The organism is Flavobacterium amniphilum (assembly GCF_023634845.1).
In the GTDB taxonomy this organism is placed as follows: Bacteria; Bacteroidota; Bacteroidia; order Flavobacteriales; family Flavobacteriaceae; genus Flavobacterium; species Flavobacterium amniphilum.
The window spans coordinates 71,662-93,625 of record NZ_JAMLJL010000014.1; the positions used below are offsets into that span (position 1 = coordinate 71,662).

Annotated in this window: 19 protein-coding genes; 8 read left to right on the plus strand and 11 right to left on the minus strand. The window is 37.1% G+C overall.

Annotated elements, in window-relative coordinates:
• Positions 1 to 43: 43 nt before the first annotated feature.
• From NAT51_RS15160 to NAT51_RS15170, 3 genes are all read right to left on the minus strand, one after another.
• Entirely contained in the window at positions 44 to 757 is a 714-nt protein-coding gene (locus tag NAT51_RS15160; RefSeq protein ID WP_250600118.1) for a toxin-antitoxin system YwqK family antitoxin, read from the minus strand.
• A 210-nt stretch (positions 758 to 967) separates the two neighbouring features.
• The gene (locus tag NAT51_RS15165) at positions 968 to 1,681 is read right to left on the minus strand and encodes a LytR/AlgR family response regulator transcription factor (protein ID WP_250600120.1); all 714 of its coding nucleotides are present in this window, start codon (positions 1,679 to 1,681) and stop codon (positions 968 to 970) included.
• The gene (locus tag NAT51_RS15170) at positions 1,671 to 2,687 is read right to left on the minus strand and encodes a sensor histidine kinase (RefSeq protein WP_250600122.1); all 1,017 of its coding nucleotides are present in this window, start codon (positions 2,685 to 2,687) and stop codon (positions 1,671 to 1,673) included. Before NAT51_RS15170 ends, NAT51_RS15165 begins: the two co-directional genes overlap by 11 nt.
• Before the next feature lie 262 nt (positions 2,688 to 2,949).
• Between NAT51_RS15170 and NAT51_RS15175 the strand changes: the two genes are divergently transcribed.
• Complete coding sequence (locus NAT51_RS15175; protein ID WP_250600124.1) at positions 2,950 to 5,280, plus strand: TonB-dependent receptor domain-containing protein; 2,331 nt, start codon at positions 2,950 to 2,952, stop codon at positions 5,278 to 5,280.
• Positions 5,281 to 5,559: 279 nt separating this feature from the next.
• Here NAT51_RS15175 and proC read toward each other — a convergent pair whose 3' ends face one another.
• The 8 genes from proC to guaA all read right to left on the minus strand — a co-directional run bounded on the left by proC (position 5,560) and on the right by guaA (position 16,548).
• The gene (gene proC, locus NAT51_RS15180; protein ID WP_250600126.1) at positions 5,560 to 6,360 is read right to left on the minus strand and encodes a pyrroline-5-carboxylate reductase; all 801 of its coding nucleotides are present in this window, start codon (positions 6,358 to 6,360) and stop codon (positions 5,560 to 5,562) included.
• Between the two features lie 94 nt (positions 6,361 to 6,454).
• A complete protein-coding gene (gene yidC, locus NAT51_RS15185; protein WP_250600128.1) occupies positions 6,455 to 8,332 on the minus strand; it encodes a membrane protein insertase YidC in 1,878 nt (625 codons plus the stop codon).
• 158 nt (positions 8,333 to 8,490) lie between these two features.
• Entirely contained in the window at positions 8,491 to 10,107 is a 1,617-nt protein-coding gene (locus tag NAT51_RS15190; protein WP_250600130.1) for a CTP synthase, read from the minus strand.
• A 190-nt stretch (positions 10,108 to 10,297) separates the two neighbouring features.
• On the minus strand, positions 10,298 to 10,525 hold the full coding sequence (locus tag NAT51_RS15195) for a DUF3820 family protein (RefSeq protein WP_262921819.1): 228 nt from the start codon (positions 10,523 to 10,525) through the stop codon (positions 10,298 to 10,300).
• A gap of 44 nt (positions 10,526 to 10,569) precedes the next feature.
• Positions 10,570 to 10,974, minus strand: a complete 405-nt coding sequence (locus NAT51_RS15200; RefSeq protein WP_250600132.1) for an OsmC family protein — start codon at positions 10,972 to 10,974, stop codon at positions 10,570 to 10,572.
• Positions 10,974 to 12,965 (minus strand): PBP1 and LysM peptidoglycan-binding domain-containing protein, encoded by a 1,992-nt coding sequence (locus NAT51_RS15205; RefSeq protein WP_250600134.1) that lies wholly within the window; start codon positions 12,963 to 12,965, stop codon positions 10,974 to 10,976. The genes NAT51_RS15200 and NAT51_RS15205 overlap by 1 nt, the downstream gene beginning before the upstream one ends.
• Positions 12,966 to 13,004: 39 nt before the next feature.
• Positions 13,005 to 14,909, minus strand: coding sequence for a LysM peptidoglycan-binding domain-containing protein (locus NAT51_RS15210; RefSeq protein WP_250600136.1), 1,905 nt, complete (start codon positions 14,907 to 14,909; stop codon positions 13,005 to 13,007).
• 109 nt (positions 14,910 to 15,018) lie between these two features.
• Complete coding sequence (guaA, locus tag NAT51_RS15215; RefSeq protein WP_250600138.1) at positions 15,019 to 16,548, minus strand: glutamine-hydrolyzing GMP synthase; 1,530 nt, start codon at positions 16,546 to 16,548, stop codon at positions 15,019 to 15,021.
• Positions 16,549 to 17,448: 900 nt separating this feature from the next.
• Between guaA and NAT51_RS15220 the strand changes: the two genes are divergently transcribed.
• The 7 genes from NAT51_RS15220 to NAT51_RS15250 all read left to right on the plus strand — a co-directional run bounded on the left by NAT51_RS15220 (position 17,449) and on the right by NAT51_RS15250 (position 21,960).
• A complete protein-coding gene (locus NAT51_RS15220) occupies positions 17,449 to 17,916 on the plus strand; it encodes an N-acetyltransferase (protein WP_250600140.1) in 468 nt (155 codons plus the stop codon).
• Positions 17,909 to 18,436: a hypothetical protein gene (locus NAT51_RS15225; protein ID WP_250600141.1), complete on the plus strand. Its 528-nt coding sequence runs from the start codon at positions 17,909 to 17,911 to the stop codon at positions 18,434 to 18,436. The genes NAT51_RS15220 and NAT51_RS15225 overlap by 8 nt, the downstream gene beginning before the upstream one ends.
• Before the next feature lie 127 nt (positions 18,437 to 18,563).
• Positions 18,564 to 19,076 carry a hypothetical protein gene (locus NAT51_RS15230; protein WP_250600143.1) on the plus strand — a complete coding sequence of 171 codons (513 nt, stop codon included), beginning with the start codon at positions 18,564 to 18,566 and terminating at the stop codon, positions 19,074 to 19,076.
• A 60-nt stretch (positions 19,077 to 19,136) separates the two neighbouring features.
• Entirely contained in the window at positions 19,137 to 19,649 is a 513-nt protein-coding gene (locus NAT51_RS15235; RefSeq protein WP_250600145.1) for a DinB family protein, read from the plus strand.
• 347 nt (positions 19,650 to 19,996) lie between these two features.
• Positions 19,997 to 20,461 carry a hypothetical protein gene (locus NAT51_RS15240; protein WP_250600147.1) on the plus strand — a complete coding sequence of 155 codons (465 nt, stop codon included), beginning with the start codon at positions 19,997 to 19,999 and terminating at the stop codon, positions 20,459 to 20,461.
• Between the two features lie 107 nt (positions 20,462 to 20,568).
• Positions 20,569 to 21,234 (plus strand): hypothetical protein, encoded by a 666-nt coding sequence (locus NAT51_RS15245; RefSeq protein WP_250600149.1) that lies wholly within the window; start codon positions 20,569 to 20,571, stop codon positions 21,232 to 21,234.
• Positions 21,235 to 21,408: 174 nt separating this feature from the next.
• Positions 21,409 to 21,960 (plus strand): HD domain-containing protein, encoded by a 552-nt coding sequence (locus NAT51_RS15250; protein WP_250600151.1) that lies wholly within the window; start codon positions 21,409 to 21,411, stop codon positions 21,958 to 21,960.
• Positions 21,961 to 21,964: the final 4 nt, after the last annotated feature.

Genomic DNA, 21,964 nt, shown 5'->3' on the forward strand with positions numbered 1-21,964 from the left:
AAAGTTAATAAAAAAAATACTACAGAAAATCAAGTAGTTATACTTATTTTTTTTGCAAACTCGGTTTTTTATATCCGTTTATGGTGTCAGCGTTCATTTCACGAACCAATTTTCCACTTTGATAATATTTCCAGATTCCTTTTTTCTTATCATCCTTAAAATTACCTGAGATCACTAAATTCCCAAACTCATCATACACTTTATAACTCCCCTGCATTTGTCCGGCAACAAAAACCATTTCTTCAATAAGCTTACCGTCTTTGTTGTATTTTTTTGACAAACCGTCTTTCAAACCATTCTTATAAGGTATCTCTTCACCTAATGTTCCATTGGTATAATATACTTTGCGGATACCTTCTAATTTATCATTTACATAGTTTTCGGTACTCATTACGGTTTTCAATCCTTTATGATAATACTTCCAGATTCCCTGACGCAGCTTATTAACGATATTTCCTTCGGAAACCTTTAATTTGTTTTCATCATAAAAGATTGTGTATGCTCCTCCAGTTCCATTAAAATCACGGGTAGCCATCACAATTTTTTTGTCACTGTTCGCATAATAAGTAAAAAGTCCTTTTTCTTTACCATGATCAAAATTCCCTTCATAGCGTAACAATTTTGAGTCATCGTAATGTCCTTTCCACAATCCGTGACGCTCTCCTTTGGCATCTAATTGATTCAACTTTTCCTGAGCCTGACCTATCAAAGGCAGCATAAAAATGGAAAATGCAATTAACTGTTTATTGATTTTCATCTTCGTATATCTTTACTTATTATAACTTTGGTTTTTATTTTTAATTGTATCTGCAAAATTTTTGCCAAAGTTACTATTTAGAAATTATAAATAACTGACCGTTAACAAACTCTTGACGCATGTTTTGCCTCAATTGGCTTTTACCAAAAAACATAAAGAATTAACAACTAACCAATTAAACACAAAAAAAAACGCCACGAAGGACGTTTACTATTTTTTAATTTTTTCCAAAAAGAGATCTACTTCTTCTTTATGACTGACACCAATTGGCAGCTCAATACCTGAAACTTCAATATCTGTATTTGAAAAAGCCGTTATTTTAGAAGTATTGATGATAAACGAACGATGAATCCGGATGAAACTTCCGAAAGGTAATTCGGACTCCAGGTTACCGATTTTATATTTCGAGGTCAGATTGGTTCCGTCCTGCTTGTGTACTTTTATATAATCTTTTATGCTTTCGACATACACAATATCGTCCAAATCAATTTTATAATTCTTCCCTGCAGATTTCAACAAAATATAATTTTCTTCAGGCTGTTTTTCAACGACGCTCTTTTTTATTGGTACCGATTCTCTCAAAAACCGGTCAACCGATTTAAAAAAACGTTCGAATGTAATGGGTTTCAACAGATAGTCAACTACTTCCAATTCGTAACTTTCAATGGCAAAATCACGATAAGCGGTTGTAAAAATTGTCTTAGGTGGATTCTTGAGGCTTTTCAAAAAATCGATACCGGTAATATTGGGCATTTTAATATCCAGAAAAAGTAAATCAACTTCCTGTGTATTCAAAATCTCAAATGCTTTCAGTGCACTATTTGCAGTGGCCACAACTTCCAAAGCATCTATTTTGGCAATATGGTTCTCTATTAACCTTACTGCCAAAGGTTCATCATCTACAACAAGGCATTTAATTTTCATCCTGAATTTTATTTTTCAAAACCAAAGTTACACTAAATAACCCATTCTCTTTTTCTGTTACCAAAGAATACATTTCACCATATAAAAGCTGTAACTGCTTATTGATATTAACCAGACCGATAGATTCCTTTGTATGGTTCTCTACCGAATTTACATATGTGTTGACCACACTGAAAACCACTTGTACTTTTTCACTTTGAAGTGTAATCCAAATCTTTGGCGAGCCGCTGTCTTCCCCAGCTCCGTGTTTGAAAGCGTTTTCAACCAATGAAAGAAAAATCAACGGTGGAACTTGATTCTCCATCAAAACAGAAGAAGACACTTGTACTTCCAAACGGTCGTCATAACGCAGTTTTTCCAATTCGATATAATCCTCAATTAATTGCATTTCGGAAGATACAGGAACAAAATCTGTATTGCACTTGTACAAAACATAATCCAAAATTTCAGACAATTTCCCTATCGCCGAAGAAGTCTTCGGAGAATTATCAACAGACAATGAATAAATATTATTAAGTGTATTGAATAAAAAATGTGGATTGAGTTGAGCCCGGAGCATTTTAAGCTCGGCATCACTTTTTTCTTTGCTTAAAAGCAAACGTTTCTCCCTTTCTTTAGAATGATCCGAAAAAAACTTGGCTATAAAAAATATAAAAGCAGCTGTGATGACTGACGGACCGTACTTGAAAGCGATGTACTTTAAATCGGTAAATATCTCCCAAGGTGTCTCTTGCGTGAAAGGAGGTGTTCTCACCAACGGTTCGGCCAAGTGCACAGTAGACAACCGGCAAAAGGCAGCAAGAAAATAAGCCGATACTAAAAGACAAAAACCCGTAAACAGATAACCTCTTTTGAGAAATTTTTCGGTTAAGAAACAGTACGCAACGAGATAAGCCATTATAGCTCCGAAAAATGCATCATTAGCATGATAAACCACTATTTCCACAAAACCGTGATCGTCAAAATTAGAATAATCATTAAAAACACCAATAGCTATGTAAGCCATCCAAAATAAAATGTGCTTTACTATCCTATAACGATTAAAAATCTGTATATCCATAAATTTATATCTGTGCCAAATGTAACCAAAAGCCGACTTTACTCGTCTTACAATCGACCAATTGGCTGAAATTAAACACGAATATACATTACCAACACCCGAATTAAAAAAAGTACCTAAACATCTGTATTTTTACTGTATTCATCTACCGTAAAAAACCGAGAACAAAAAAATAACCAATTTTGACTTCGATTAAAAAACGAAAAAAATGAAACAATTACTTTATGCCATCGCATTACTCATTCCCACATTACTTTTTGCACAGGATATTGTGGTAAAAGGTTCTGTCTTGGAAAAAACCAGTCAGAAACCCATCGAATTTGCCAGTGTTGCCTTTCTCGATGCCGAAACGAATGCTATCATCCAGGAAACTACTTCGGATGTAAAAGGAAATTTTGAAGTCAAAATAAAACCGGGAAACTACCATTTACATTTCAACTTTTTAGATTTCCATCCGGTAATTCTCAACAAAATACAACTATCAGAAAATAAAAGCCTGGGAAAAATATTCCTGGAAGAAAAAACAGTCAAAGTTCTTGACGAAGTCGCGGTCGTTTCAGAAAAATCTTCGATAGAAACCCGTCTGGACAAAAAAATATTCAACGTTGGGAAAGATTTGATTTCAAAAGGCGGTTCAGCCAATGATATCCTGAACAATGTCCCTTCGGTAAGCGTGAATGCACTTGGAGCCGTGAGTTTGAGAGGTAATTCGAGCGTGCGTATTTTAATTAACGGGAAACCTTCGGTGATGACCCAAAATAACGGCTTAGAGCAAATTCCGGCCGAAACCATCGAGCGTGTGGAAGTGATTACCAATCCATCGGCACAATATGATGCACAAGGAGCTTCAGGGATTATCAATATCATATTAAAGAAAAACAAAGTCAATGGTTTTGGAAGTTCTGTTACTGCGACTGCAGGTTTGCCGAATAATAATTCGCTTGGTGTCAACATGAATTACAAAAAGGAAAAATTCAATGTTTTCACTGATATCCGCTACGGAAGGGTTTCGGTTGTCGGAAATGATAAATTGTTCCGTACCAATTTTGAAAACGATGTGGTAACCGGATTTATCGACCAGAAAACCGACCGTAACCGGAACTTCAACCGTTTCAATCTATATTTAGGAAGTGATTATTACATCAACAATTTCAATACGTTGACGCTGAGTTATTATTACCGCAACAGCACCAGTAAAAATGATGTGCAGTATAACTTCGATTATTTGGATGCCGATAAAAACCTGACGCAATCCATACGCGCCCGCGAAAATTACAAAGAACCGCAGATATCCAATCAGATCGAACTGAATTATGTCAAAACATTTGAAAAAAAAGGAAAAAAATTAACCGCAAATATTCAGTATGATTTTTGGAATGACGATGAAAATGAATTGATTACCGAAACAACCGAAATGCCAAGCCCATCTGTAAAAACATTAAAAAGCCGTGACATTGAAAGCAGTAAAGATGTGGTTTTCCAATCGGATATTTCATTTCCGCTGACCGAAAAATCAAAATTTGATGTGGGCATTAAAGGTGAAATCAGAAGAATCAACAGTGATTATGTGGTTTTGGACAACGCAGTGCAAATTGACAGTCTGACGAATTTATTACACTATGACGAACGTATTTTTGGGGTGTATTCGCAATATTCAAACGGATTTAAAAAGTTCCAGTACCAATTGGGCTTAAGAGCCGAACATTTCAATACCGGAAGCAGCGATTTGAAAGATGAATTTAAAACCGACAAGAATTACACCAAGTTATTTCCAACCGTGCATCTGACGTATGAATTCAAAAACAATTTCAATTTACAACTAAGTTACAGCCGCAGGATTGACCGCCCGTCATTCTATCAGTTAAATCCGTTTGGTGGTATAGCCGACCGAAGAAACATCCGCATCGGTAATCCAGATCTGAATCCGATGTATATCGATTCTTATGAGCTGGGAACTTTATACAAATGGGAAAAATTCACGGTAAATCCGTCAGTATACCACCAACACACCGTAAATTTATTTGATATTACCGTGACCCGAAATGCAGATGATTATTTAATTGAAAAACCGGTGAACCTTGGTACCGAAAACCGCTATGGTTTCGAAGTCAACGCAACATTCACACCTTACAAATGGTGGTTCCTGTCAAGTGATTTCAATTTCTACAAATTCGACCAGAAAGGATTGTTTACTGTATCTGACCATTCGTGGACATCCAAACTGAATTCGCGTATCAAATTCAAATCGTGGACAGTTCAAAACAATTTCAACATCATAGGCGCACGTAAAAGCGGCCAGATTGATTCACAGGAACAGCTTTGGGCCGATATGGCGGTTGCCAAAGAGTTCTGGAAAGAAAAAGCATCGTTGACGTTTAAAGTCGATAACATTTTTGACAGCCGTATCAGCAAGGATTTCATCAGCGGAAATAATTACACGATCGATGGCGAAAGACGTTTTACCGGCACAAGAGCTTCGGTGACATTTACATACAAATTCAACCGAAAGAAAACAGACCGCGACCGCTTACCGGAATAAAATACAAAAGCCGTTCAGTAATGAGCGGCTTTTTTTTGAAGATTTAAAATTTAAGCTGTGGCAAAAACAAAATCGGTAATTATTTTGCCACAACTTTGTGATAAATTTTTTGTGATAAAAAAAATTATCACAAAAAATTTATCACACTTTTTCTGTAGCAGTTTTTATTTCAAAAAACAATTTTGCTACAGAAAAAAAAACTCCTGATACAATTTAGTTTCACTAAAATCACTCGAACTGACGATTACTTCAAAACCACATTGCAAATGAGTTTTAATATTATGCTCCTAATTCGATTGCGCGTCGATTCGCACTACGCATTCCATCTGCAATTATTTTATCAAGATCATGCGCGTTAAAAACTTTCAGAGCGCTTTCAGTTGTTCCGCCTTTTGAAGCCACTTTAACGATTAGTTCTTCATTGGACAAATCACTGGCGCTTTGCAAATTGATGGCACCAAGAAAAGTCTGGTGCACCAAAACTTCGGCTTCTGATGAAGTAAAACCAAATTTCTCTGCTGCCTTGATCATCGCATTCATAAAATAGAAAACATACGCCGGTCCGCTTCCCGATACGGCTGTTGCAGGATTGATTAGCGATTCATCTTCAGCATAGATAGATTTACCGGTGGTATTGATCAGGTTCTGAATGATAAACAAATCTTTGCGGTCTGTTTCGGCAGAAGCGGAAAAAACCGTCATTCCCAATCCGATTTGTGTTCCTAAATTCGGCATCGAGCGGATGACTTTTTTGACATTCAGTTTGTCTTTTATTTTTTCAATGGAAACACCAGCCATAACCGAAAGTACCATTTGCTCTTCCGAAATTAACCCGTTTAAACCTTTGGCCACCACATCAAAATCCTGTGGCTTGGTTGCCAGGATCAGGATATCCATTCCGGTTATTTCAGATGAAGGAATATTTTGAAAATTAACCATCGGAATACCTAAAGTCATTTCAGGTTTGGGCAGCGTTCGGGTTACGACATGGATGTCTTCGCTTTTGATAAACCTTGACTTGATAAAACTACTGGCAAATGTTTTGCCTAAATTTCCGAAACCGATAATGGCAATTTTCATACTACTCTTTTTAATGTTAAACAAAGAAAAATCCCTGCTTTGATACTTTTACAAGAATCAAAACAGGGATTAAATTTTTAGGAATTTTATTTACTTATTTTTTTCCTTTCGCATTTTTCTGCGCTTCCGCCTGTTCCATAGCATCTTGTAATTTTTGCTGGAACTTGCTGGGTTTTTTAGGCTCTTTTAATTTATTTTCCTGGATTTGTGCGTGGATTTTCTGATCATTAACCACATAGTTTTTGATGTAGAACATGATTCCCAATGTCATGATATTGGAAAACAAGTTGTACAAACTCAAACCTGAACCGTAGTTGTTGAAGAAAATCAACATCATTACCGGAGAAATATAAATCATCATCTTCATGATTTTACCCATATCCGGCATACCTTCCTGCGTTGGCGCAGCCATTTGCTGGTCACCCGTAGTATACTTCATATAGAAGAAAATCGCGATGGCAGCCAAGATTGGGAATAAACTTACGTGGTCACCATACAACGGAATATGGAACGGTAATTTGAAAATCGAGTCATAAGACGATAAATCTTTTGCCCATAAGAATCCCTGCTGTCTCAATTCGATTGCAGAAGGGAAATATTTGAACGATGCAAACATGAACGGCATTTGGATCAAGGCCGGAATACAACCCGCCATTGGATTAACACCCGCTTTGTTATACAACTTCATTGTTTCCTGCTGACGTTTTACAGGATCTTTGAATTTATCATTGATTTCATTCAACTCCGGACGCAATACTTTCATTTTTGCCTGAGACAGGAATGATTTGTATGTAATAGGAGCCATGGCCAATTTAATGATTACCGTAAATAAGATAATCGCGATACCATAAGCCAGGAAGTTACTTAAAAATCCGAATAAAGGAACGAAAATGTATTTATTGATCCATCCGAAGATTCCCCATCCGAAAGGTATGATTTCATCCAGGTTTCTGTCGTAAGCATTCAATGTTTTATAATCGGCAGGACCATAATACCAGTTCATTTTATAATCCAATTCACCGTTATTGAATGCCAACGGTAATTCAGACTTGAATGATTTTGTAAAAATGGTATCTTTTTCAGAATCCTTGATTAAATTTTCAGAAGAAACCTTTGCCTTATTGATAGGTGTTTTTGTCAATAAGATTGAAGTGAAAAAATGCTGCTTATAAGCAATATAGGTTAATCCTTCGACAGTTTTCTCATCTTGTGACTGGTTCAGGTAATCATCTTTACCTTCTTCAAATTCGTACACTGCTTCCGTTAAAGTATTTTCATAAGCAATACTTTTCTCGTTACGGAACGTTTTTAAATTCCATTGAAGGTTTGCAGGATTTCCAGTATTTAAAACAGAAGCCAAACCTTGCGAACGCACGTCGAAATCCAACATATAGTCATTTGGTTTCAATGCATATTTATATTCAAGGAATTGGTTTTCGCCTGCCTTCAATTTCATCGAAAGTACTTGGTTACCATCAACTTTAGTCAGCGTTGGCTCAAAATAAACGTCTTTAGTATTGATTTTTTTACCGTCTTTTGTTTGCAAAGCAATGTTCAGTCCGGCATTATTATCTTTAATCAACTGGACTAATTTACCATCCTTGTCCATTGATTTATATTTTTTCAAAGTCGCATCAACAATGTAACCACCTTTATTGGCAATTTTCAAAACAACCAATTCATTTTCGATTGTAGTGAATTCATTTTTAGCTGAAGGCAATGCCGCAGAATAGGCGAAACTTCCCAATGAAGCCTGTAACGCAGCAGATACTTTTGTAGAATCTGTTACTGCAGTCGTGGCTACAGCTGCTTTTTGAGATTGTTCTTTGGCTTTTGCCGCTTTCTCCGTTTTTGCTTTTTCAGCTTTAATTTCGGCTTCCGTTGGCCTGTTCGTGTACATGATATACATCATGATTCCGAAGATTAGCGTAAATCCGATAATTGAATTAAGATCTAATTTTTTCTGTTCCATTTTTCAAATTTTGCTCTAAGCATTAGGCTTTAAGCAGTAAGCGATTATTAGTCTGTTTTTATAATTTTTGTTACCAAAAATAAACAAAAAGTACCGTGAACAGTTTACAAAAGTAAGCCTGATTGAATGACCACTACTGAAAAGCCGCAGCTTTCCGGCTACTGATTGTTTTTATAATGTACGGCTGCTTCCACGAATTTTACGAAAATCGGATGTGGATTTGCTACTGTACTTTTATATTCCGGATGGTATTGAACCCCGATAAAGAATGGATGGTTATCCAACTCAATCACTTCAACCAGTCCGGTATCAGGATTTACCCCTGATGCTTTCAGGCCAGCATTTTGCAATGCTTCCAAATAGGCACCGTTAAATTCGTAACGGTGGCGGTGGCGCTCTAAAATATCGGATTTACCGTAAATTTTATGTGCCAGTGTATTTTCTTCCAAATGACATTTCCAGGCTCCTAAGCGCATGGTTCCGCCTTTGTCGGTAATATTTTTCTGTTCTTCCATCAGGTTGATGACCGGATGTGCAGTATTTTGGTTCATTTCCGTTGAATTAGCATCAGAATGACCTAAAACATTACGTGAATATTCGATTACTGCCATCTGCATTCCTAAACAGATTCCGAAGAAAGGGATTTTATTTTCGCGGGCATAACGTACTGTTTCGATTTTCCCTTCGATACCTCTTTCGCCAAATCCCGGAGCAACAAGTATACCATCCAGTCCTTTCAGGTTTTCTTCTGCCGTTTTGGCATCTAAATACTCAGAATGGATTGAAATTACGTTTACTTTAGTCTCATTGGCAGCTCCTGCATGGATAAATGCCTCAAGAATTGATTTGTATGAATCCTGTAATTCAACATACTTCCCGATCAAACCGATATTGATCTCGTGTTTCGGGTTTTTAAGTTTGTGCAGGAACTCGTTCCATTGCTTTAAATCAGGTGTCGCTTTTTCGGGTAAGTCAAGCTTTTTCAAGGCCACTTTATCCAAGCCTTCTTCCAACATTAAATTAGGAACATCGTATATGGTTGAAGCATCAATCGACTGGATTACGGCTTCTTTTTTCACATTACAGAATAATGCCAGTTTCTGGCGTAAGTCCTGTGACAATTCATGTTCGGTACGGCAAACTAAGATATCTGCTTTGATACCGCTTTCCATTAAGGTTTTAACGGAGTGCTGAGTAGGTTTCGTTTTCAATTCACCGGCTGCAGCTAAATAAGGAACCAGTGTCAGGTGAATTACAATACCGTTATCATCACCCAATTCCCATAATAACTGACGAACCGATTCGATATAAGGCAATGACTCAATGTCACCCACTGTACCACCAATTTCGGTAATCACAATATCATACTCACCACTTTGGCCAAGCAACTGCATGCGTTCCTTGATTTCGTTTGTGATGTGCGGAACTACCTGAACTGTTTTTCCTAAAAATTCTCCTCTTCTCTCCTTCTCAATCACTGAAAGGTAAACTCTTCCTGTAGTAACATTGTTTGCCTGCGATGTAGGAACGTTAAGAAAACGCTCGTAGTGACCTAAATCCAAATCTGTTTCAGCACCATCATCTGTTACATAACATTCTCCGTGTTCATAAGGATTCAAAGTTCCCGGGTCTACGTTAATGTAAGGGTCAAATTTTTGGATTGTTGTACGGTAACCTCTCGCCTGCAATAATTTTGCTAACGAAGCGGCAATAATTCCTTTCCCTAAAGAAGAAGTTACACCTCCGGTAACAAAAATATACTTTGTCTGATTCATTGTGTTGTGTTGTGTTATTTGTTTGTGTTGTTGCCCTTTGCCATGCTCAGGGAGAATAATTTAGTTGTTGTTTATAATGCAAATTAAAAACGCGCAAAAATACAATTATTAATTGGAAATTGGCTCGCCATTTTGCAAAAAATATTTACCTGTATAACAATGCAAAAACAAGCATTATTTAGTACAAAAATTACGGCTTGGGAAAGTTCCTGCGGATGTTGCGGACGAGCTCTTCGAGTCCGTTCAATTGCAGTTCATAAACCAACTTTAACTGTTCGCCCAACTGGCCTTTGGGAAAACCTTTACCCTGATACCAAACCAAATAATGCTCAGGTAAGTCAATAAGATAACGTCCTTCGTATTTACCGAAAGGCATTTTAGCATGCGCGAGTTTGATTAGTTGCTCTTGATTTGTCATAATGAAAAAAGAGAAAAGTTTTGCCTTTTCTCTTTTGGTATGTATTATTTCCAGTTAAAAACAATTTCTTTTTTAATATCCGGGTGCAGACTGTAAAACACCGGACAGGTCATGGCTGTGCGTTCCAGAATGGTTTTGGTTTTATCATCGGCATTCAGGTTCATCTGAAAAGTTACATGGATTTCGGTGATTCTTCTGGGATCTGTTCCCATTACTTTGGTTACTTCAGCAGTAGAACCTGAAAAATCAACATTCATTTCGTTCGCTTTGATTCCCATAACGGTAAACATACACGAAGCCAAAGCATTGGCAACAGTATCTGTTGGTGAAAAAGCTTCCCCTTTGCCGTTATTGTCAAGCGGTGCATCAGAGATAATTTCAGAACCGGAATTGATATGAATGGACGAAGTTCTTAATTCGCCTAAGTAAGTCACTTTTGAAGTTGCCATTATTTTGCTTCTTTAATTGTTAAATCAGTATCATAATACAGGATATGAACTCCTTTGTTCATATAACCGCCGTCAGGATTCTGTACATAATTGAATTCACTTTCCACTTGTTCGGATGCCAGTTCATTGAATGTCTCCATGATAGGCTTGTCCTGGCTCAGACGTAATAAAACATCTAAAGTAACATCAAATCCCCGGGTTGCAAACTGATTCGGAAATACACGGTTTTTTCTTTTGTATTCATTCTCAAAATCTGTAGCTGCATCCGATTTATTTGGCCTTGAAGCCGAAGGATAATGCAGTTTCAATTTAGTTAAGCGGTTCATTTGGATTTCCTCAAAGTCCAGCGCATCATTTTCACCTAAAATTACCAAGTTAATCTGGAATTCTTTCAGCGAAGCCATTAAGGTACTCGTCGTACTCAGAATCAGGTTTGTCTTTTCAGTTTCCATGACTACGTAGTTCATTTTATCCTTTACAAAAAGAGACTTCATCTGTGCCACATCCAAACCGCCCTGTGCGTTGAAAGCAGCAAACTTCACATCTTTATGGTTTGCCTCGATGTATTGTTTTACCGAAGCTTTTTTAGGATCAACCACTGCAATGATATTACCACCTTTTCCACGCATGAAGTCAAACATAGCCTGCTTGATATCATCCGGCATTGTGGTTGCCTGTATCAGGTTCGGGAATTTCTTATCATAATCTTTTGAAAGTGGTGAAATAACCGGAACATTTCCTAACAAAGAAGCTGCTTTTTCAACATTATTCTGGTAAAAAGGGCCGATAACCGCGTTGTAATTCTTCAGGTTATTATCCTGAATTAAATTAGCCACATTCGAAGTTGATTTTGTTTCATCTGAATCCAGAATCGTAACATCAATATTCAATCCCATCGCCTTAGCCGAATCGATAGCCACTAAAGCGCCGGCATAAAAATCCAGTGTCATGTTCAGAAACTTATCCTTCTTCAATCTTGATTTAGTTGAATTGATGGTATCCTGATCCAGTTTTGCAATATTGAAAGGCAACAACAAAGCCAATTTCTTTTTACTGCCTACCTGAATCGTTTCGATAAGCGGTGAAAGTTCTTTTTTAACAACTGTTTTCAATTCCGGTTTTACAGGCACTTCGATAAGCATTCCTTCTTTTACACCGTCTTTCAGTTCAGGGTTCATTTTAATCAAATCTTCCTGACTGATGTTAAATTGTTTTGCCAGACTGTATAGGGTTTCTTTCGGTTGTACCGTATACCCAATCGTTGTCAGTGTTTTTTCAACTACTGCGATACCCTGACCTTGTGGTTTAGGTGCAACCGGCTGTTCTACTTTCGGGGTCTCAACCTTAGGAGTTTCCACCTTTGGTGCTTCAACCTTTGGTCTCTCTCCCCTTATTAACAACGTTTGTCCAATTTGTAAGCCGTTAACGATTTCAGGATTCTTCTTTTCCAGTTCCTCAATCGAAATACCATACTTAGTAGCAATACCGTATTTGGTTTCTTTAGCCAACACCACATGGAATACCGGCTCCTGCTTTTTAGGCTCCTGTTTCTTTGCTTCCTGTTTTTTGGCTTCTTTCGGGAGTTTGAATCCTTTCGGAACGTTTACGGTTAAAACTTCCCCCGGATTTAAACCTTCTTTAACCTGCGGATTGTTCTTCTGCAAGTCTTCTACAGTAGTCCCATACATTTTAGACAGGCTATACCAGGTTTCCTTTGGCTGTACTTCGTGAGTAACCACGGTTGCAGCTTCAGCTTTCTTCTTGGTTTCCGGTGCCGCTTTCGTCTTATTCGGTAGTTCGATAACCAAAAGTGTATTTTCCGGAACACCTTTTTGGGCATCAGGGTTTAGCTTGTAAATATCTTTTGGGGCGACATTATATTTCTTGGCTATCTGCGTAACGGTTTCGCCCTTTTCCACTTTATATCTTATAACATTCTGTGCAAAAGACAATTGCATTCCCAATACCATTAACCAAATCAATCTTTTCATTTTCTTTTATTTTTAAATCTGCCTTAAGTGCCCACAAATTTATTGTTCCTTACTGATTTGTACAATAAATAAATGTTCAAATAACGGATTATTAACTTTTGTTTTGTATTCATAGATGGCTTCGTCGGCAGTTTGGAATATTTTAGTGTACACATAGTAAGACAAAGTATTCACGTTATAGAAGAAACTCGTTTTGGTTTCCCCTGCATCTGTCAGTTGAATTGCAAATGCATCGCGTTCTGCTGCTGCTTCAAAAACCTTGGCCACTATATAAAATCCATCTTCAAGACCCTTTAAATTGCGGATAACCTCAATTTTAGTCGGGTTCTTTTCATCGACAACATTCTCATTCAATTGCTTGCGTATTTCGGTAGCTTCAGGTGCTTCAGTTGTTGTAGCCACATCTTTCTTACTTTCCTCAACCGTTTTCTGGTAGCGTTGCAATTTCACCTGCGCCAGTTTATCGTCATATTCCCTTGCCTCTGAACCATAGAACGTTGCTTTCGATATTTTGCGTTTCAACTCATTCTTTTTCTCTGCATCAATGGTTTCCACTTTAGCCAAAAGCGCGTCGTTCTTCTTTTCGTTTGCCAATTGACTCTCACTCAACTTATTAATCTCCTCAATGGAAGCCAAGTCCTTATCCGACAAATTAGCCCTAACTTTCTTCTTGTACTCCTGGTTTTCCTGAACCGTTATGCGGTGTACCTTTTGCATGATACCCGAATAAATCTTGCGGTTTTCTGCCAAGTCCCTTTTCAGGCCGGTAATCAGCTTATCGGTTTCAATGATATTCTGATACGATTCTTTCTCCAGTTTTTTAGATTCTTCCAAAGTCTCTACATCCTTCTCTTTCAAATCGGCCAAATCGCGTTCCATGGTTGAAGCCAAAGAGTCCAATTTACCAATTAACACATCCTGGATCTTTTTATTGGCATCCAATATCAGTCTCAGTTTCTCTACCGAGCCTGTTTTGGTTTCATCGATGGCATTCAAATTAATATTCAGCTTGTTAAGCGTAATCATTTTCTTATTCAGTTCCTTTTGGACGGTCAGGCGGTCTTCCAGGTCTTCAATCTTGGCATTCTGTGCTTTTGACTTTTCCACCACTGCCTGTTTCTCTGCCAGTGCAATCATCAGCTCTTCGTTCTCATTCTTTGCCTTTAACATAGACTTATTGATAGCCAGCTTATTTCCTTCCGTTAAACCGTTAATAATTTCAGGGTTTTGCAATTCCAACTGTTCAATAGTTATGCCATACTTTTTAGAAATCGAATATTTTGTTTCTTTGGCCTGTACTACATGGAATATTGTTTCATTGTTAATGATACGTGCCTGACCGCTGATGGTTTTCTTTTTATTCGGGATGGCTATTTTCATACCGATCTTTAAGCCTTCCTTTAAAACCTCAGCATTGAGTGCATCCAAATCCTTTACCGATACATTATACAAACGCGCGATACTGAACAAGGTTTCCTTAGGCTGTACTTCGTGCACATTACCGTTTAAAACCGTTTCTTTTTTAGGAGCTGCAACCTCATTCCCTTCCGGGATGTTCAGCGTTTGTCCTTCCTTAAGGCCTACAGTGAGAAGATCAGGATTAGCATTCTGTAGAGCCTCAATGGTTACATTGTGCTGGCGCGAAATACCATACAGTGTTTCTTTGGACAAGACCTGGTGCTTTTTGTATTCAACTGCTTTAATATCGCTTTTCTTTAGCAGATACGAAATCGAATTATTGTTGGGAATCAGGAGTTGGGTGTTCTCCTGCAGTCCGTTCTCGGCACCGGGATTGAGTTTCAGGATTTCCTTCTCGGAAATATTGTATTTCTTGGCAATCTGGGTGATTGTTTCGTTAGTTGTGACAGTATGTTTGAATGATTTTTCCTGTTGGGCCAGAACAAGTTGACTCATTCCTAAAAATAGGAGTAAAAAGTGTTTCATGTTTAGTTTGTTTTTGGTTTCTTTATTTGGCACGACCCAATTTACACAAAAAAGCCGTTACAAATATATTTACTGTAACGGCTTTTTTAACATTTTATTATGCTTTTATTTATTCCCACTCGATCGTTGCAGGCGGTTTCGAGCTGATGTCATACACCACACGGTTTACCCCTTTCACTTTATTGATAATCTCGTTGGAAATCTTCATTAAGAAGTCATATGGAAGGTGTACCCAATCAGCAGTCATACCATCAGTGGATTCTACTGCACGCAGTGCCACCACTTTCTCGTATGTACGCTCATCACCCATAACACCCACACTGTTTACCGGCAATAAAATAGCACCGGCCTGCCATACTTTGTCGTATAAGCCATGCTCTTTCAATCCGTTGATGAAAATAGCATCTACATCCTGAAGGATTTGCACCTTCTCCGGTGTGATATCCCCTAAGATACGGATGGATAGTCCGGGACCAGGGAATGGGTGACGGCCTAACAACTCATCATCGATACCCAAGGTTTTACCTACTCTTCTCACCTCATCCTTGAACAACATGCGTAACGGCTCAACCACCTGCAACTTCATAAAGTCAGGCAATCCACCTACGTTATGGTGCGATTTGATGGTAGCCGAAGGCCCTTTTACCGAAACCGATTCGATTACATCGGGATAGATGGTTCCTTGTGCCAGGAACTTTACATCTTCCAGTTTGTTTGCTTCATCATCAAATACTTCGATGAACACACGGCCGATGATTTTACGTTTGGTTTCAGGATCATCAACTCCTGCCAATTCAGAAAGGAAACGTTCGGAAGCATCTACTCCTTTTACGTTTAATCCCATTCCTTCGTATTGTTTCAGTACACTCTGGAATTCGTTTTTACGTAATAATCCGTTGTTAACGAAAATACAGTATAGGTTTTTGCCAATGGCTTTGTTTAATAATACAGCCGCAACCGTCGAATCTACTCCTCCTGAAAGTCCCAAGACCACTTTATCGTCTTTGATTTTCTCTTTCATTTCGGCTACAATGTCTTCAACGAAAGCTCCGGGCGTAAAGTTTTGCGGTACTTCGGCAATTTTCACTAAAAAGTTCTCCAGCATTTGTTTACCGTCTTCCGAGTGGTATACTTCAGGGTGGAACTGAATGGCAAAAGTGGTTTCGCCTTCAATACGGTAGGCTGCATTTTCCACATCTTTTGTAGAAGCCAGACGCACACCGCCTGTTGGTAATGCTTTGATCGTATCACTGTGGCTCATCCATACCTGGCTGTTCAGGTTAACATCGTCGAAGAACAATTCGTCTTCCTTGATAAAAGACAGGTTGGCTCTTCCGTATTCACGGATATTGGACGGTGCTACTTCCCCACCTGAGAAATGTGCTAAATACTGCGCACCGTAGCATACGGCCAGTAATGGCATTTTCCCTCTGATTTGTGATAAATCAGGGTGTGGAGCATCTTCGGCACGAACCGAGAACGGGCTACCTGAAAGAATTACGGCTTTGTAACTTGATAAATCATCCGGGAAATGATTGTAAGGAAATATTTCGCAGAAGATATTTAATTCGCGAACCCGGCGGGCAATCAGCTGTGTATACTGAGACCCAAAATCTAAAATAAGGACGTTGTGTTGCATGTGCAAAAATAGAAATTTCCGGCAGACTGGAAAAAGATTTCTTTTTAGATTTTCAGATTGTCGGATTTTTAGATTATTAGACTACTTTGATCTTTAGACTTGCTTAGACTTCTTAGATTAACAGATTATCAGATTATTGGATTGATAGACTTTCATGTTTTGTCATTTCGACGAAGGAGACACGAGCGTTAGCGAACTGATGAAATAAATCTCATAATCTAAGAAGCCCTATAATCAGGTGATCTAACAATATAACCACACTCATATACTACTTGGCTTCGACTCCGCTCAGCCACCGTCGGCTATTTGATATTACTTTGATATTACTTTGATATTACTTTGATATTACTTTGATATTACTTTGATACTACTTTGATACTACTTTGATACTACTTTGATACTACTTTGATACTACTTTGATACTACTTTGATACTACTTTGATACTACTTTGATACTACTTTGATACTACTTTAATACTACTTTAATACTACTTTAATACTACTTTAATACGCTATATATACGCTATATATACGCTATATATACGCTATATATACGCTATACCCCCTATGTTGTTTAACCGGCAAACCGGAATGGTATAACTTTATTGTGCAGTTGGGGTACTATTTTAGATTAATTGATTATTGGATTTTTTTAACCGCTGAAAGGGTTGGGATCACGGATAAGGCTTCCTGGTTAACCTTTTGTATATTTTGCTTCCGTCCTGACGGGAAGGTTTAGTTTAAAAAATTTGTGGACACGGATTGCAAATCCGCACCATCAGGATTACACTCGAGCGAAGCGGACAGACCAAGTAAATTCCGTTTATCTAACTTTCCATTTTTAGGAAATAAATATCATAAACTTTCCAAAAAACGGAAACTTTTTATTACATTTGTTTTATGACTATTATCGAAGTTCCAACAGGAAATGTTTATCCTATAGAAATCTTGCCTGTTGCAGATACAGATTACGAATCATTATCAGAAACTCGTTATTTTTTTAACTGGAAAGAGGAAAAAGAACAAGAATTATACAAATTAATAATAAAAGGGCAGAATGATATCCAAGGATTGATTTCAATAGAAAGAATTCCATCTGAATGGAGAATTCACATCAGACTTCTTACTGTATCAATAGAAAATTATGGAGGAGAAAAAGTTTACGAAAAAATTGCAGGAAACCTAATTGCATATGTTTCAAAAATTGCAGTAGCAGATTTTGGAGAGTTAGCATGTGTATCACTAAAACCTAAAAGTTCAATCGCACAACATTATATCAATAAATATAAAATGAATGTAACTGGTATGACTTTAAGCATAGAAGTTCCTGAAATAGTAGCTCTCATTAATTTATACGACCATGATTAATAAAAAAAACATAAACAACAATGATTCTGAGTTTGGAGTTGACTCAAGATACAACTCAGAAAAGGAAAGAGAACAAGATTCAATTGCCTTGATGCAGGCTCGTTTGGAAAGAATGAAGAATCTACCAAAAGAGCAAATTCTTCGTGCAAAACTCATGCAATTAAAATTGAAAATGGAAGATTATCTAAAAAAACCTGTTTATGATAATCAGAACCATTTCACACAGTTCCTGAAATATTATGTTGATACCATATATGCTAAACGAAGTGATTTTGCGAAAGACATAAACATTAGCGCAAATTCTTTAAGCAAAGTTATCAATAATCACAGACCTCCAAAAGAAGAATTTATTTTGAAGCTCATGATACACTCTGAAAAAGCCTTCGCTCATGTTGGTGAGTTTCACAAGAAAACTTGGTATCAGGTTTATTTGCATGAAAAATTATGCGATACAATGTCAGATCAGGATACCTGGAGACCTAAAATCGAAAAAGAAGTTAAACTTACCGAATTAGTTTAAAGGTAAGAATTACATTAACAACAGCTTATTTATTTCATAGAATTTCAAGATCAAAGTAACCTTCTTTCCTGCTTGACAACTCTTTGCTACATTAGCCCTAGCGCAAACTGCGTTAAATTAAAAACCTATGGAGAAATACTTACGCCAATTAATATCAATAGTATTTGAAGACAAGAAAGAAGTCTTTACCGGTTTTCTGATCGACTGGACTGAAGACTGGATCTTACTGAAAAACAACCCGGTCGATTTTATCATTGACGGTTACACGATTTTGAAAAACAAAAATGTGCAATCGATTATTCAGGATGAAGATCATGAGTTTACAGAAAGAGTGATTAAACTTAAAGGCCTGAAGACAAGTGCAGAAGATGTTATCCCTCTAAGAGATTTGCCTTCCATTATTAATTTCATATCACAGCGATATGAAATTTTCCAGATTGCGAAGAAGTCAGATAAAGCGGTTTATCCCGGTAAACTCCTTGAACTGAATGAGAAAGAACTGATTATTGATTTTCTGGGAACTGAAGGTCAGTTTGAGGGTGAAATGAATTTTAACCTCAACAAAATCAGAGTTATTGAATTTGATACCGACTATATTAATTCATTGAAGTTAGTTATACAGGAAAATACTAAGAAATAATCTACGGTTACTGACAAAACAGCTTGTTTAATCAGATTAAAAAACACAACAAACAACACCATGAAAAGACCTGAAACTACAGAATACCATCCCTATTTCCAACATTACATTCACTTAACCGATACCGGAGACTTCCATGAAATTTTTCATAAAAACACTCAATTGACGGCCGATTTTTTCAGTACTATCCCCATTGAAAAACACCATTATAAATACGGCCCTGACAAATGGACAATCAAAGAAGTATTGATGCATATTATTGATACTGAAAGAGTTTTTGCCTACAGAACACTGGTTTGTCTTAGAGGAGACAACACTACACCTTTACACAGTATGGACGACAATTTATATGCCTCCAATATTGATGTTACTTCCCGAAGCATGGAAAGTCTTTTGGAAGAATTTGGTATTGTGAGAGCAAATTCCGTTTTCCTTTTCCAAAACATCACTGAAGAGCAAAGCCTTTTTCTGGGTAACGGTGTCACGCATCCTTTCAGCGCAAGAGCATTAGGATTGATCATGATGGGACATATACTCCATCATATTAATGTTATCAAAGAAAGGTATTTGTAGTTTGTTTTTTTAGATTATCAGATTGTTGGATTATCAGATTGTCTGATTTTTAGACTTCTTAGAACCTTAAACTCTTAGATAAAATTTAACCGCTGTCAGGGTTGGGATACCGGAAATTATGTATTTTAAGGATTGTTTGGTGGTGGTATTTTATTATTTGTGAGTATGAAGCACGGATTACACTCGAGCGTAGCGAACTTACGAAGTAAATCTGCGCTATCTGGTTTTGCTTTCAACTTCTTATCTCTTCATGAAAAAACTTTATCTTTAAGCGAAAATAAACTGCCAGATGGCAACGCTACTGTGCCAAGCAATAAAATGTTAGCAGTAATGCTAAAAAGAGAATAATGAAACAAACAACATTTCTAATATTACTATTTCTTTTTTGCTTCATTAAATTGTATTCGCAAGAAATTGACAGTACAAATGTTTATTATAAGGCTTTAAAAACTCATCTTTCAGATAAGGAGGAATTTTACAGTAATAATCCTAAACTTAAAAGACCTGAAGTATTTTACGTTGAAAAAAATGAATATACAACTAATCAAATTCCAAATATAATTTCTGGAAAAACTATTAAAATTGTAACCCAGGAAGATCTTTTCACATTATTTAAAACCCAAAAACTAGTTTCAATAATTGCCATTCGTCCTGCATCCTGGAAAAATGGCAGTTTGAGAATTAATGTTATAGATTTTTTCGTGATTCGAAATGGCAAAAAGCTGGAATATACAAATACCGGAGGAAGTGAATTTGAAATCAATAATTTTACTTTTAAAAAATCAGAACGCTTACACGGAAGTTATGATTAAAGAAACAATCCTTTAGCATCACTACTGCACCATGCCACGAAACGTTGCAGGTCAAGTTTTATGCGACAAAAAACTGAAATAATTATCAAAGAAAACAAGAAGAAAATATGAATGAAAAATTCACTTTGACCGGTGGGGCAAGAATTGGAATGGCTAATGCAACTTTCCCTTTTGCTGATTTGTATGTTGACAGGGAAATATTAAAAATAAATGCTTCGATTGTTGGAAATTTAGTATTTCAACCCAAAGATATCATTTCGATAAAACCGTATACTTCGATTCCAATTATCGGAAACGGCATAAAGATAAACCATAGAGTTGAAAATTATAATTCAGAAGTGATTTTTTGGACTTTTAAAAATCCGAATTCAGTACTCAGTGCAATTGAAAAAACCGGATTTCTGCAAAATACAAACAGTACCATAAGTGCTGATGATTTAGAAATTCTGAAAAAGCAGAATGAAGGTGGATTTCCTATAAAAAAACCGGCTGCCGTATTTTTCGTTGTTGCCTGGAATTTACTTTTCCTTTCAGATATTATCCCTTTTTTTTTAAGTGACAAAACCGAAGGTTCGCCCATTGGGATTGGAATAATTTCAGCCGTTGGGTTACTATTTGCAAGTTCAATATTAACAATAGTCTCCGGGAAATTCCGAAAAATAATCCTGAAAGAAAACAGAAACTTTGAGGACATCAAAAAGTTTGTTTATTTCATAGCGCTTGTAAGCGGAATACTATTTGCCGGATTTACAATTGGGAATTTAAATCGATAAAAACCGGGTCCATAACGCAGTTTGGTAATGTGGCAGGTTTTGGGCTTAATGAAACGGTTCTTTTGTCTCTTTGGTTTCATTCCTGAGGGAAAAGTTTGGAAACGAAAATCTTCTACAACTTAAAGCCGGAGGTATGTTAGCAGCGATATTCTCCGGACAAAAAAAATGAAAAAAATGAAAACACAAAGTATATATCAGGATACCTTAAAATTTGCTGCCGGGAAACATGCTGAAAACAACCAGACCATTCCCGGAACAAATTTGCCTTATGTGGTGCATTTGAGCAATGTGGCGATGGAGATTTTAATCGCTTCGCAGGAAACAGAACAATTTGGGATTGAATTTGCCATACAAGTCGCTTTGCTTCATGACACTTTAGAAGACACCAACACGACATTTGAAGAACTGACAGAAACGTTTAGTTTAGAGGTTGCCAATGCTGTCTCTGCCCTGACCAAAAGGAATGATATTCCTAAAGCGGAAAAAATGAAAGACAGTTTAAAACGCATTAAAGAATTATCCAAAGAAGTCGGGGCCGTAAAATTAGCTGACCGGATCACTAATTTACAATCTCCCCCTTCCCATTGGAGTTTTGAAAAAAGACTGGAATACCAAAAAGAAGCCATTCAGATTCTTGAGGAATTAAAGGGTGCCAATACTTATCTGGAAAACAGACTGAAAGCGAAAATTGATGAGTATTCGAGGTATTGTGTTCCGGAAGTATAAAAGA